13 protein-coding genes are annotated in these 13,971 nt (G+C 42.9%); 8 read left to right on the top strand and 5 right to left on the bottom strand.

Annotated features, from left to right (window positions below; genetic code table 11):
- Positions 1–266: 266 nt before the first annotated feature.
- A complete protein-coding gene (rppB, locus tag QUA01_RS22120) occupies positions 267–1,598 on the bottom strand; it encodes a two-component system sensor histidine kinase RppB (RefSeq protein WP_333091568.1) in 1,332 nt (443 codons plus the stop codon).
- 113 nt (positions 1,599–1,711) lie between these two features.
- Positions 1,712–2,410, bottom strand: coding sequence for a two-component system response regulator RppA (rppA, locus tag QUA01_RS22115; RefSeq protein ID WP_333091566.1), 699 nt, complete (start codon positions 2,408–2,410; stop codon positions 1,712–1,714).
- A gap of 282 nt (positions 2,411–2,692) precedes the next feature.
- Here rppA and QUA01_RS22110 point away from each other — a divergent pair, with 282 nt between their 5' ends.
- The 4 genes from QUA01_RS22110 (at position 2,693) to QUA01_RS22095 (ending at position 7,596) form a co-directional block, all read left to right on the top strand.
- A complete protein-coding gene (locus QUA01_RS22110) occupies positions 2,693–3,697 on the top strand; it encodes a multicopper oxidase domain-containing protein (RefSeq protein ID WP_333091565.1) in 1,005 nt (334 codons plus the stop codon).
- Positions 3,698–3,860: 163 nt separating this feature from the next.
- Positions 3,861–4,886 (top strand): helix-hairpin-helix domain-containing protein, encoded by a 1,026-nt coding sequence (locus tag QUA01_RS22105; RefSeq protein ID WP_333091564.1) that lies wholly within the window; start codon positions 3,861–3,863, stop codon positions 4,884–4,886.
- A 199-nt stretch (positions 4,887–5,085) separates the two neighbouring features.
- Positions 5,086–6,042, top strand: coding sequence for an FTR1 family iron permease (locus tag QUA01_RS22100; RefSeq protein WP_333091561.1), 957 nt, complete (start codon positions 5,086–5,088; stop codon positions 6,040–6,042).
- Positions 6,043–6,123: 81 nt separating this feature from the next.
- Positions 6,124–7,596 (top strand): sensor histidine kinase, encoded by a 1,473-nt coding sequence (locus tag QUA01_RS22095; protein ID WP_333091559.1) that lies wholly within the window; start codon positions 6,124–6,126, stop codon positions 7,594–7,596.
- Positions 7,597–8,025: 429 nt separating this feature from the next.
- On the opposite strand, the gene QUA01_RS22090 is transcribed toward QUA01_RS22095, so the two are convergent.
- The gene (locus tag QUA01_RS22090; protein ID WP_333091556.1) at positions 8,026–8,508 is read right to left on the bottom strand and encodes a hypothetical protein; all 483 of its coding nucleotides are present in this window, start codon (positions 8,506–8,508) and stop codon (positions 8,026–8,028) included.
- Positions 8,509–8,949: 441 nt separating this feature from the next.
- Here QUA01_RS22090 and QUA01_RS22085 point away from each other — a divergent pair, with 441 nt between their 5' ends.
- The 4 genes from QUA01_RS22085 (at position 8,950) to QUA01_RS22070 (ending at position 11,557) form a co-directional block, all read left to right on the top strand.
- Complete coding sequence (locus QUA01_RS22085; RefSeq protein ID WP_333091555.1) at positions 8,950–9,258, top strand: hypothetical protein; 309 nt, start codon at positions 8,950–8,952, stop codon at positions 9,256–9,258.
- A gap of 14 nt (positions 9,259–9,272) precedes the next feature.
- Positions 9,273–9,767, top strand: a complete 495-nt coding sequence (locus QUA01_RS22080; RefSeq protein ID WP_333091554.1) for a PepSY domain-containing protein — start codon at positions 9,273–9,275, stop codon at positions 9,765–9,767.
- 187 nt (positions 9,768–9,954) lie between these two features.
- The gene (locus QUA01_RS22075; protein WP_333091553.1) at positions 9,955–10,722 is read left to right on the top strand and encodes a COG4705 family protein; all 768 of its coding nucleotides are present in this window, start codon (positions 9,955–9,957) and stop codon (positions 10,720–10,722) included.
- Positions 10,723–10,801: 79 nt separating this feature from the next.
- Complete coding sequence (locus QUA01_RS22070; RefSeq protein ID WP_333091551.1) at positions 10,802–11,557, top strand: COG4705 family protein; 756 nt, start codon at positions 10,802–10,804, stop codon at positions 11,555–11,557.
- Positions 11,558–11,728: 171 nt separating this feature from the next.
- Here QUA01_RS22070 and QUA01_RS22065 read toward each other — a convergent pair whose 3' ends face one another.
- Positions 11,729–12,412, bottom strand: a complete 684-nt coding sequence (locus QUA01_RS22065; RefSeq protein WP_333091549.1) for a phosphatase PAP2 family protein — start codon at positions 12,410–12,412, stop codon at positions 11,729–11,731.
- Positions 12,413–12,492: 80 nt separating this feature from the next.
- Positions 12,493–13,758, bottom strand: a complete 1,266-nt coding sequence (locus tag QUA01_RS22060; RefSeq protein WP_333091547.1) for a sensor histidine kinase — start codon at positions 13,756–13,758, stop codon at positions 12,493–12,495.
- Positions 13,759–13,971: the final 213 nt, after the last annotated feature.

Here is a 13,971-nt window from a genome sequence, read left to right as displayed (position 1 = left end):
AGTTGTTAGTTGTTATCAGTTATTAGTTATTAGTAAACTATCAACTAAGATGGCCCGCACGGGACACCGCCCCTGCCAACTGCCAACTATCAACTATCAACTGCCAACTGCCAACTGCCAACTGTCAACTGACAACAGCCAACTGACAACAGCCAACTGACAACAGCCAACTGACTAATGACTATTTATTGATTTTGGGCGATCGCGCTATCTTTTGCCAAAGGGATTACCCTAAAAAGATGATTCGGTTTCCCTCACATAGTACCTTAGAAAGGCAACCGCAGGACAAAGGTGCTGCCGAAACCCACTTCGCTGCGGGCGCTGAGGCTGCCGCGGTGGGCCGTAACGATCGCCTGCGCGATCGCCAATCCGAGTCCGGATCCGCCGGTATGGCGCGATCGATCGCTGTTGACTCGGTAAAATCGATCGAATATGCGCGCTAAATCTGCCGCCGGTATCCCAATACCGGTATCTTGCACCTGAATTATCGCCTCCTGGTGAGTGCAATCTAAAACCGCTGTGACTTTTCCCCCAGCCGGAGTGTATTGAATGGCATTGACAATTAAATTCGTAACTAAACGGTAAAGTCGATCGGCATCTCCGACGACATTCAACGGCTGCTGTACGCGGATTTCGGAGGTTAGCGCTACCTCGGAAGATTTCGCCAAAGCCGCCAATTCCTCGACTAAATCGTTCACCAAGTCATTCAAACAACAAAGCTGAGGGCGATCGGATCTCACCTGAGAGTCCATCCGCGCCAACAGCAACAAATCAGCCACTAACTGAGTCAATCGTCGGTTTTGGCGATCAATTGTTCGCAAAATTTCCCGCGCTTCTTTTTCATCCAATTCTGGCATCAACAGCGCCGATTCTACAGTTGCTTGAGATGCCGCTAGAGGAGTTCGCAATTCGTGGGCAGCATCCGCCGTAAACTGTTCGATTTGTCGGTAAGAATCATAAATCGGTTTCATCGCTAATCCGGCGAGCCACCAACTCGAAAAACCGACTAAAATCAGCGCTGTCGGCAATCCCAACTTCAAAATTAATTTGACTACCATGAGATAATCCTTGAAGTCTTGCAAGCTGCGTCCAACTTGAAAATATCCCCAATCTTGCTGTGTTGTTGTGTGAAGCGATACAGATATTTGGTGATAAACATTGCCTTGAATATCAGCGATTTGTTGCCAGTGTTGCGAGTTAAATGTCGGCGGCAATGCTTGGGGATAAGCGCCTGCTGTAGCAATCAAATTCCCTGCATTGTCAAATAAACGAATATAATAATAACTTTGATTCAGCGCGCTTAAAATATGGCGGTTGGGAAACTGTTCTTTCCTGCCGTTAACTCCAATTACGCGGAGGTTTGGCAAAAGTTCATTGACGCTTGGTTCTAGTCGTCCGGGCTGCTGCAGCTTGATTTCTAGGCTGTCGTGCAGCGTCCCTGCTACCGATTCTAATTCGCGGTCAATGGCGATCCAGTGCGCGTGGGCGATCGCCTTATATACGCAAAATCCCAACAAGCTTAAAATCAAACCCATTACTGCGGCATAGGAAATGGCTAATTGCGATCGAGTTCGATTAAATAGTTTGTTTTGATTCACATTAAGTTCAATTAATTTTAATATTTAACAAGGTGTCTTGTAGGGGCTGTTTAACTCCAAATTTTAGCAAAAAACAAACAAGCTCAAAAACCCGCCCCCACCAAACAATCAATTTATATCTCTCCCCTTTTCATCCGATATCCAACACCGTGGACAGTTTCAATTAAATTCGCGCAATCAACTGATTCGAGTTTGCGCCGCAGCAAGCGCACTTGAGCGGCTACTACATTGCTAAAAGAATCTGCGCTTGCTTCCCATATCTGATTCCTAATTTGGTCGGTAGTGACAATTTGGTTCGGATGTTTCATTAAATATTCTAGCAGTTGAAATTCTTTGTTAGTCAGCGAAATATTCTGATGTTTCCCGTGGAAATTGAGATGAAAAACAGTGCGACTTCCGCAATCTAAGGCTAGATTGCCGATTTGTAGCTGTTGGGGCTGAATTTGGGGCGATCGCCTTTGCAGGGCCCGCAACCTTGCTAACATTTCCGCCATCCCGAAGGGCTTGACTAAATAATCGTCAGCCCCGGCATCCAATCCCGCGACTTTATCTTCCATCCTGTCTTTTGCTGTCAGCATCAAAACTGGCAAAAAACAATTTTTCTCGCGCAACTTTTGCAGCAGTTCTATTCCCGATAATCCCGGAAGCAACCAGTCAAAAATAGCTAGAGTGTATTGCATCCAATGACTCTCTAAATATTCCCAAGCTTCATTGCCGTCTTGCGCCCAATCAACTATATATTTTTCCTGCTTTAAGGTGCGTTCGATCGCTTTTCCTAAATCTGGCTCGTCTTCAACTAGCAAAACTCTCATAATATTAATTTACAGCAATAAATTTGTATACATTGTTATATCAAATCCTCTATTCATCGGAATAGTAAATTCACTGTTAACATCATGTATGAGTGCAACCGGAATTGATATTAGCTGCCGCCAGCGCCAACCCCCAACATATAAGTTGACACACTTAAATGAAATCGTTATGAAATTTCTTGAGTTCGCATAAAAAAATAACAGTTGACATAAATTGACAATAAGCTAAAAATGTCTTATACTCGGATGCAGCTCAAATTTTGAGAATAATTATCAAGAAGTATGGCAGACTTATCCGATCGCTCCGTGATGAAAAAGCCGGGGCACTGGACTCGCCGCCAACTCCTACAGCTAGGAATAGCTGGTGCTGGGGTAGCCGGAGGCGCGATCGCACTGCAAAATTTCACCCAAAAGCGATCGGCTGCACCGAGAATACCGCCAATGGCTGCCGATCCAGTCCCAGGTAGCACGATCAACCCGATGCAAATTGCGCGGGATTTTGATTACGGCACGGTGACGCGGGAAAACGGGCGCACGGTGCGGGAATTTCGCCTGGAAGCGAACACATCGATCATCCAACTTAACAGCGCCGTTAGTTTCAACACTTGGAATGTGAACAATCGCGTACCCGGGCCGACATTGAGAGCAACTGAGGGCGATCGCATCCGGGTCATTTTTTCTAACAAAGCCGGACATTCTCATTCGCTGCACTTCCACGGCGTTCATCCGGTAGAAATGGACGGCGTTAAACCGATCCGAAACGGCTCTGCGTTTATCTATGAGTTCGACGCACTTCCCTATGGCGTGCATCTATATCACTGTCACATTGCCCCAGTGACCCGCCACATCGGTAAAGGACTTTATGGAATGTTCATTGTCGATCCGCCAAAACCTCGCCCACCCGCAGACGAAATCCTGTTAATCATGGGAGGTTACGACGTAAACGACAACCAAAAGAATGAGCTTTACGCTTTTAACGGAATACCCAATTATTATATGAAAAATCCGATCCAGATCTACAAAAATCAGCTTGTCCGGCTGTATGTAATGAACATGATTGAGTATGAATCTGCCGTGACTTTTCACCTGCACGCCAATTTTTTTGACGTATATCGCACGGGAATGACTTTAACTCCCAGCGAGAAAACAGATGTCATTACAATGGGAGTAGCTGAACGACATATTTTAGAATTTAGCTACAGCTACGGCGGAAAATATATGTTTCATCCCCATCAAGATGCGATCGCCGAAGCAGGCTGCATGGGTTTATTTGAAGTCATCGTTTAACCCAAATCGCGATCGATATGCGCCGATTATTAGTTAAGAAAATCTTAAATTATCTACCAAAATTTATCCTAAATAGGTAGAATCATTAACTCGCAAATAATTAAGAAACTTTCTTGATAACAGGCGAGTCAAACTGCACCCAACCCAAAAATCATCAACTGCCATGTTACCATCCTTTCGCCAATTACCGACCGCCGCTGCTACAGCCATCCTCGTTGCTTTGACTGGTTGCGTTTCCACCCCCACCAACACCGGCAGCACCGCCTCACCCACCCCCACTGCTACTACCGCAGCAACAAGCGGCCACAGCATGAATCACGGCGGCAAACCCGGCATTAACATTAATACCGCCATTCTTTCGGAGTTAGATAAACTCGAAGCCAAGTTAGGAATTCCGGCACTTTCTAACAAAATTCAAGCCAGCCGCCCCTACGGAAAAACAGAAGAATTGGTCTCTAAAAATGTCATTAATCAAGCCCAATTTGACCAAATTAAAGACATGGTAACTATTGAAGATGTCGTCCTCACAGGGGAAGCCAAAGATGTAGACTACATGACTAAACTCGGCTTGATGAAAGGGCATCTTTTCGTAGCAAAAGAACTCTTGGATGCAGGCAAACCAGACCAAGCCGAACCGCACATCGGTCACCCGGTAGAAGAAATTTATGCCGATGTGGAAGACCAGCTAAACGAGCGAAAAGTTCCCGAATTCAAGACAACTTTAATTAAATTGCAGGATTTAATTAAAGCTGGTGCAAAAGATCCGGCTCAAGTAAATGCAGAATTTAATACATCAATGCAAGCTGTAGATGGAGCAATTGCCGCCCTTCCCGAAGCGCAGCGCCAAGATCCGAAATTCGTGCTGCAAGTGATTAACGGCTTGCTAGATACAGCTAATTCCGAATACGGAGCGGCAGTTGCTAACGGCAAAATTTCCGCAGTTATTGAATACCAAGATTCGCGGGGTTTCGTCATGTACGCGGAAACCCTGTACCAAAATATTGCCGCTCAAGTGGCTAAAACTAACCCGGATATCGACAAAGCAATTGTTGCTAATATGACTGAACTTAAGGCAAATTGGCCAACTGCGATCGCGCCGCCAGCCCCGGTAAAAACCACCGAACAAGTGGCCGTGCTCATTAAGGCGATCGAAAACGACAGCCAAAAAGTGCTCAAACCCGCCTCTTAAAAACGGTTTGTAGTGCGGAGTTAACTCCGCACTACAAACCTTTCAAATATTATCGAAATTAAGTAAGTCTTTTTCCTTCTTCCTTAAGTCGCCGGATAACTAAAGCCTTCTTCCCTCTTCCCTCTTCCTTCTTCCTTCTTCCCTCTTCCTTCTTCCTTCTTCCCTCTTCCTTCTTCCTTATTCCTTCTAATTAAAAAAAATGAATTTCAGCGAAGCATTACCCACATTTGTAATTACTCTCCGCGAAGGAGTAGAAGCCGCCTTAGTTGTTGGAATCGTTCTAGCTTGCCTCAAAAAATCGGGACAAAGTTATTTAAGTCCTTGGGTTTATGGCGGTGTCGCCGTCGGACTTATTGCCAGCGCTTTGATAGGTGTACTGTTTGGCTGGACAATTCAAATTTTGTCCGCATCCAATCAACCCTTTGCACCAATTATGGAATCTCTGCTAGAGGCAAGTTTTGGAGTTTTAGCAATAGCAATGCTGAGCTGGATGCTGCTCTGGATGACCAAGCAAGCGCGATTTATGAAAGCCGAAGTCGAAGGCGCAGTAAGTGCTGCCTTAACGGACAAATCTCATGCAGGTTGGGGCGTATTTAGTTTAATTTTGATTGCCGTTTTGCGCGAAGGATTTGAAACCGTTTTGTTCGTCGTCGCTAAATTTCAACAAGGCATTCTTCCAGCCCTCGGCGCTTTGGGAGGAATACTTTCAGCCGCCGGAATTGGCGTGCTGCTGTTTAAATGGGGAGTAAAAATTAATATCCGCCTGTTTTTTAAGTATATGGGCATTTTATTGCTCTTTATTGTAGCGGGTTTAGTGGTATCAACTCTGGGACTTTTTGACACCGCAGTCAATACTTTATCGCAAGCCAATCGCGAGTCAGCAGGGATGTGTTTCTATTACGAAAGATTTGTCAAAGAGCACTCTTGCATTCTCGGGCCGATGGTGTGGAATACCTCGAAAGTGCTTCCCCAAGAAAAGTTTCCTGGCTTGTTGCTGAGCGCGATGTTTGGCTACACGGACAAACTTTATTTGGTGCAGGGCTTTGCTTATTTCGTCTTTTTAATCACTGTGGGCGGGATTTATCTCCAAAGTTTGAGCGGTAGAGTGTTTTTTCCAATCAAATCAAAAAACAGCACTAACGAAATAGGAAATTAAGTCCAAACAACAGGGTGCATCTATCTAGAAACTTAAAATTAGTGAGATTTAAACCCAATTCAAATTAACTAAGGATTGTTTATGGTTGACTTAGCAATTGCTACGGCTTCAGCAAACTCTGGATTTTTTAAGTCGGAATGGCTGCAAGTTATCATCGTAATTTCCTATTATGCAATTCCCACAATGCTGGTTTACTCGCTTTACAAAGGGCGAGATATCCCGTTTCAGTGGATGTTTTTGGTATTCGGAGCATTCTTCGTCGCCTGCGGCACAACTCACGTAATCCAAACATGGTATCTGTGGTTTCCTGAATCTTTAGTCTCACAATTCATGAAAGCGATTACGGCTTTCGTCGCTGGGAGTTCAGTTTTGTTGCTGTTGACATTGATGCCTTTTGCACTGGCACTTCCCAGCCCAGCAAGGCTAGAAGCCGCAAATTTAGCATTAGAAAATGAAATTGCAGAACGCCGGAAAGCCGAGACAGCACTGGCTGAACTAGCCGAAGTATTGGAACAGCGAGTGCAATCAAGAACTGGCAAACTTTGCCAAGCAAATAATTATTTAATTAAAGAAGTTCAAGAGCGAAAAAAAGCTAAAAAAGCTCTGCAACAATCTGAAGCAGAATTGAGAATAAAAGCCCGAGAATTAGAGCGAGCTTTGCAAAAACTTCAGGAAAGTCAAGCTCAATTAGTACATACCGAAAAATTATCCGCTTTGGGTGAATTGACAGCAGGAATTGCCCACGAAATTAACAACCCCATCAACTTTATTGATGCGAACATCGCCTACGCACGCAATTATGTTGAAGATTTGTTGCGTTTGGTCAACCTCTACGGCCAACATTATCCGAATCCGGTAGAAGAAATTCAGGAGGAAATTCAGACATTAGAATTAGATTTTCTCCGCGAAGATTTGCCCAAACTAATTACTTCAATGAAGGTAGGAACTGACAGAATTTGCGCGATTGTTTCGTCGATGCGTAATTTTTCGCGTTTAGATAAAGATGGCATGAGTGTGGCTTCGATTCACGAAGGAATCGACAGCACTCTGTTAATTCTCCAGCACCGACTGAAATCGAACGGCAAACTTCCGGGTATCGAATTGATTAAAAATTACGGGAATTTGCCGCTGGTAGAATGTTATGCAGGGCAATTAAATCAGGTGTTTATGAATATTATCAGCAATGCCATTGATGTTTTGCGAGACAGTTCTAATGCGGGTGTTTTGAATGGTCACAGAAGCTGTCCTACAATTGAGATTAGCACGGAAGTCGCGGAGGGCGATCGGGCGATCGTCCGCATTTCCGACAACGGCGCTGGAATGACGGAAGAAGTCAAGGCTAAAATATTTAATCACTTTTTTACTACGAAACCCGCCGGTAAAGGAACGGGTTTAGGGTTATCAATTAGCTGCGAGATTGTTCGAGAAAAGCACTGCGGCAGCTTGGAGTGTTTTTCGAGAGTTGAAGAAGGTACTGAGTTTGTAATTTCGCTACCAATCAGGCAGCAGAAGTCTGAAACTAGCAGGTTATTGACAATGCAGGAAGCAGTTTGAATTTGATATTTTTAACGGCCGGTAGCCCAACGGGCAGCACTGTTGGTATTAGCAAACAGGTCAAATTCGCTATGAAACAGGGTTGAAACCCCTGTCTAATAACAAAAGTCCTTGGAGGTCTTTCTGGCTTAAGTTGACACTAGCGGGGCGGGAGGTTCGTGCTACAATAAACGGGGATTTTGACTTTTGTAAAATTAGAGTAAAGCACAAAATCTTTGAATAAGGTGAGGAATATTAGCATTTTGCATGGCTCCTCCTGCAATAGATGAAATTTTAGCTACTTAAAATTGAATTATTCAATTATAACTTAGCAGGATTTACGCATTTATACCAAAGAAACCGGGTTTTTTCACGAAAATCCTTCGTTGCAGCCAAAAAATTAGGCAAAAAACCCGGTTTCTGGCCACCCGTGCTTCCCGGACTGTCAAACTACTGAGTGAATGTAAAACGACCGTCTACTTTTTCTCCGTTAATATCCGCATTCATCTTCACAGGATATTGACCCGGTTCTTTGCCGGGAAACACAACAGCGTAATGTTTGCCCTCTGGATCGTATTTGAGAGCTAGGGTTTGCTGCTTTCCATTCGGCAACTGCACTTGAGCCGTCACTTTCGCGTCAGGAACTGGTTCCTTTTTATCGCCTTTTTGCAGATACAAATCTAAGTGAGTTCCCGTAGCTTCTTTTTCAGGTACAAACTCTAAATGGTAAGGACCAGAATTGACAACTTGACCCCCGTTAGCTCCTTTCGCAGCAGAAGTCGCGGCGGGAGCGGAAGACGCAGGTTGAGAGGCTACAGGCGGTGGTGGTGGAGTAGTATTTGTATCGCTTGTTTGGTCGCCTTTACCGCAAGCTCCTAAAAAGAGCAATCCGACACTGCCTAGAATAATTAAACTTGACTTGAGCATTTTCATGTGATTTACTCTTGGCCAACAATGATTGATAAATTATGGCACTTTGAGACAGCTTGTCAATAAAAATTATTAAAACTTATTCATAAATTAACCAACATAACTGTTGAAACAATGCTGGGCGAATTACAGTAATTAAAAAACAAACATATCGCCCTCGGATATGAGCAGAGACGACTATTAATCGAGAGATATTTTCACTGTTGATGGTATTTTGGTCTGTGGCTGCGAAAACTTGCACGCTTGATACTTGCTATCTTAAGTGCGATCGCACTCCTCACCGCGACAGCACCTCATCCATGTTAAATCGCCACTTAACCTAGGTTGACGCCCAAAAATGAAATCAAGATGAAATTTCTTAACTTTTAGACAGATAATCTTGCCAAGTTCTTGACATTTGCCCTGTAGAGTGAAATGGCCAACTCACATTGAAGGGATTTAACGGTGAAAACTTCAACTAAAATCACTCTTGTTGACAACTTAAGCAACGGCGAGATTAATGAAGACTCGTTAGCTGCGGATAATGCCAGCACAGACAAGATGCTGGGCGGGCAGACAAAAGATGTGGTTCCACCATTCATTAATAATTTAGATGGCAGAATGTGGAACGATCCACTCGATCGCACAATAGGTAACGATTTGCTATCCGGTGAAGAAGAGAACGAGAAATCACTCAAAAAATTGCTAACTAAAATAAATCTTGCTAAGTTTTTGACTTTTGCGACCTACAGTGAAACTACAAACCTAAATTAAAAAAAATTAACACCATGAAAACTTCAACAAAAATCGCTCTAGCAGCAGCTTTGGTAGGTACTTTAGCAGTCAGTGGATTAGTCCGAACTGTGTACGCTTCGCCAGCAAAATCTGAAGTTGCCGCCATGCCTCCCAATAGCAGCAATCCCAAAGCTGAAGCCAGTGATGGCGACGGCGAAACTAATGACGATGCCAAAGAAAAAGAAGAATCAAGTCGCCTGCAATCTCTAGCTAAAATTACACCACAACAAGCAAAAGCGGCAGCGGAAGCAGCGAAAGGTGGCACAGCAAGTCGCGTCAAATTAGAAAACGAAGATGGCAATGTTGTGTACTCGGTTGCGATCGGTCAACAGGAAATAAATGTAGATGCGGGTAACGGTAAAATCCTCCAAACACAAAGCCTAAAAGCTGAGGGTAAGGAAAGCGTTTCTCCCCGCAGCAGCGTTCAAATTTCCGAGGCGGCTGGCGGCGATGGCGATGGAGAAACGAATGATGATGCCAAGAAATAAAGCTCTAACGAATTAGCTTTTTTGGAATTACCAATAGATTAAGGGCGGAACCAATATTCCCGCCTTTAATTGAGTAAATTTATAGCCTACACTACTGGTTTACTTTCAGTGACTTGTTGTTAAAAAGCAAGTTTTATGAAACTATATAATTTCACTTTTTTTATAAAAATTAACAAGGAGAAATATCATGAATAAGAGGCTAAACAGGGTTCCAGAGGTTACAGGTTCCTTCTGGATTATTAAGGTTCTGGCTACCACAGTAGGTGAAACTATGGCTGATTATCTATCAGTAAACCTGAGCCTTGGTTTAAGCGTTACATCCTATGTGATGAGCGCTGTGTTAGTGATGGCGCTTTTGAATCAGTTTAGGCTGAAACGGTATGTGCCAGCTAGTTACTGGATTGTGGTCGTTTTAATGAGCATCACTGGCACAGTAATTACGGATAGATTGGTAGACGAGCTGGGAGTTAGCTTGACCACAACTATTATAGTTTTTAGTGCAATATTATCTGCCGTTTTTGGACTGTGGTATGCGGCTGAAAAAACATTAGCTATGCACTCCATCAACACAGCCAAGAGAGAGCTATTTTATTGGGCTGCTATCTTATTTACTTTTGCTTTAGGTACGGCAACAGGAGACTTTATAGCAGAGGCTTTGAAACTGGGTTATGCACAATCAGCATTAGTATTTGCGGTTTTAATTGCGATAGTAGCTGCTGGTTATTATTACTTCAGAATGAATGCAGTCTTGGCATTTTGGGTTGCCTACATCTTGACTCGTCCACTGGGAGCATCTACGGGCGATTTATGGTCACAACCTACTACAAATGGTGGTTTGGGTTTTGGTACGATCGGAACCAGTATGCTTTTTCTTTGTATAATCGTGAGTCTGGTTATTTACTTAAGCCTTAAGCAAAAGAAACTAGCCCCAATGCCGATCGACCAACAAAACTGATTAGCGATCGATCTTTCCAATTTCTTGACATTTATCATCTAGAGTGAAACGGCTAAAGTACGATAACCCGATCGCAATTATGAGCAAACTTCCACAAATCACTGCCTTTTTCTGGATAATGAAGATATGTGCAACCACTCTGGGGGAAACGGCAGGAGACCTTTTATCCATGACGTTAAACGTGGGCTATGCGGTTAGTTCGCTGATATTAATTGGAATTTTTTTAGCTACTCTTGTCTCTCAATTGATATCGAAAAGCTATAACCCATTGCTTTATTGGACTGTCATCCTTTCAACCAGCACAGCGGGTACAACGATCTCCGATTACATGGATCGTACTTTAGGGCTGGGCTACGCTACAGGATCTGCGATTTTAATTACTATTCTCTTGGCTATTTTGGCGTTCTGGCGATTCAGTGTTGGGTCTCTATCTGTTAATAACGTCAAAACACCTAAAATTGAGCTGCTTTATTGGACTGCCATTCTATTTTCAAATACTTTGGGTACTGCCTTGGGTGATTTCCTAGCCGATACTTCTGGACTTGGATTTGCAGGAGGAGCGCTCCTAATTTCTAGTTTGCTTGCCCTGGTATGGGGAGCATATTATTATACTCAAATTTCGCCAGTCTTGTTGTTTTGGATTGCGTTCGTACTCACCCGACCGTTTGGTGCCACACTTGGGGATGTTATGACCAAATCACAAGAAAAAGGCGGTCTAAATTTTGGTACGGTAGGCTCATCTATAGTCCTGCTGTCAATACTTTTAGTCTGTATCGCCTTCACAACTTTCAATCAGAGAAAACTCATGGGGACTGTGGCTGCTAACGATGAATAAAATTGGTTTGTAGTGAGGACTTTAGTCCTTATATTTTTAGGAAAACTTCAGTTTTTACTACAAACATCTGGTTAGCGAGGAACTAACCAAACATTATATCATAGGGTAGCTTGATTTTTACTACAATCACTAGCTACCCTTTGATATTCGCTCGAATTAAGCAATGCAATACTAGACTTGTCTGGTTTGTAACCTCAGCATTGCGATGCAAAGCATCAGCCAAAGATAGCCGATTCCGTAGCCACCAATGATATCCGTTGGCCAGTGTACTCCTATATACATCCGACTCAGGCCAATAAGGGCGATCGTCAAAACAGCTAAAGTATATATTAATTTGGAAAACTTCGGAAAGTGAGCGGAAAGCAGGTAAGCTAGAAACCCATACATTACAAAACTTCCTAAAGCATGACCGCTCGGAAAACTAAAGGATGTTTCTGCAATTAAGCTCGGAAAAAGATGTGGACGAGGTTTAGTAAAAAACAACTTCAATCCAGTATTTAGAATCAAGGCTCCCAAACAAGCAAGAGCAAAAAATTTAGCTTCCTCGCGGTGATGCTGCCACCATAGAATTCCCAGCGTGACTGCCACAATCACTATAACTACACGGGGATCAGCAAGCTGAGTAATTGTTAGCATCACAGCATCTAGACTCGGATTTGCATATCCGTGCAGCCAGTACAGCCAAGAAGTATCAAAAGCAAAAGCTTCTCGTTCTAAGATTTCTTCAAATAGCCACGCTAAAATAAAACTGATTAGCAGACAACTGGTAAGTCCAACTACACCAATTGTCACAATTAAAGTATTTAAGCGTGGGTTGATATGCTGCAACCAAAATTCATAGATTTTTCGTAACATAATCAATCCAACTCAACAAATTTCAAATTATGTACAATTTATATCACAATCTTTAAATAGTTTTTAATATTTATAAAACATCAATAAAGCGATGTATTTTCACCTATTTTAAAAGAGTGATCTGGCAATTTTACAGTGAAACAACTGCCAACTCCGAGCTTACTGGTGACGGTAATTGAGCCGCCGTGATTTTGGGCAATGGTTTGGGCGATTGCTAATCCCAAGCCAGAACCTCCATTCCAATAGGAACGAGATTCATCTGCTCGCCAAAACCGCTCAAAAATCAGCTTAATATGCTCCGGTGCAATTCCCACACCCGTATCTCGCACGCTGACAATGCAATAGGAACCGAGACGGTTGGCTGTGATTTCAACTGTTCCTCCTGATGGCGTGTAGTGAAGTGCATTTTGAATCAAATTGGTGAATAGTCGGGTTAGTTGACTGGAATCACCTACTAAATCAATATTTTCTGTAAGCTGAGGTTTTAAATTAATTTGTTTTAGTTCGGCGCGAGACTGATAAAGCTGAACTAAGTTCTCCAAAACAACAGTTAAATTGACAGGAGCTTTATTGATGCTGACCACTTTATCGGTTCGTGCTAACAGCAGCAAATCTTCGGTTAGCTGCGTCATTTGATTCGCAGCACTAGCAATAGTCTGAAACTTTTCGGCATCTGATTCTCTCATGCCATCTGGGTATTTTAGTGCTACGGCTAGATTACTTTTGATCGCCATCAAGGGGCTGCGAAATTCGTGAGAAGCATCAGCAGTAAACTGCTTTAAACTTTGAAAATTCTCCTCAATTGGCTGCATGGCTAGACGAGTCAATATCACTCCGCCAACACCGCTGAAAATCAAGGCTATAAGAATTCCACTCCCTAGCCCTAAATTTAATTTATTTAAAGTTTCGTCAATTTCTTCGAGGGATTGACTTACTCTGATATAGCCGATTAGTTTACCATTTTCCCTCTCAATTATTGGCAAGGTAATTCCTTGAATTCGATTTTTTGCCGTTGGTAATTGTACTGTATCGCTTAATGACAATGGTATAGCAAGCACAAACTTCCCTTGCTGAAATATCGTATTGCCGTTAGTGTCAAATAATTGCAAGCCTTGATTGTTATCAATCAGAGTTTGCACGTTAAAATCAGTATCAAATTTTATGCGTCCGTTTTCCCATTCTGTGTTACCAGATGCTCCTTCTCCTAAAACTGTCAGTTTGTCTGTTAGCTGTTGGGTGAGACTGCGAGCGAAGATTACTCTAACGCCAATGGCAAAAATACTTAAGATTGATGCCAGTACAAGCAGGTAAGAGAAGAGCAAACGAGAGCGTATTTTTTCAAACATAATTAGAAGAAATAATCAGCTAGAAAAGTTGTATATATACGTGTAAAGTCTCAAGGACTTTGATATAATTATTAGTCAATACGCTTGGGTTAATACTATTTATTCCCCGGAGATCCCCCTAAATTCCCCTTAATAAGCAGGGTGGATTAATTGTCAACGCAATAATGTATCATAGAAGAGGCAATCAGATATTACCATCGGGTAAAACTATCA

The sequence above is a fragment of the Microcoleus sp. S36a_B3 genome (assembly GCF_036700745.1).
Lineage (GTDB): Bacteria > Cyanobacteriota > Cyanobacteriia > Cyanobacteriales > Microcoleaceae > Microcoleus.
The sequence above is the reverse complement of the archived record's forward strand: the minus strand, read 5'-3'. Positions and strand labels throughout refer to the sequence as shown.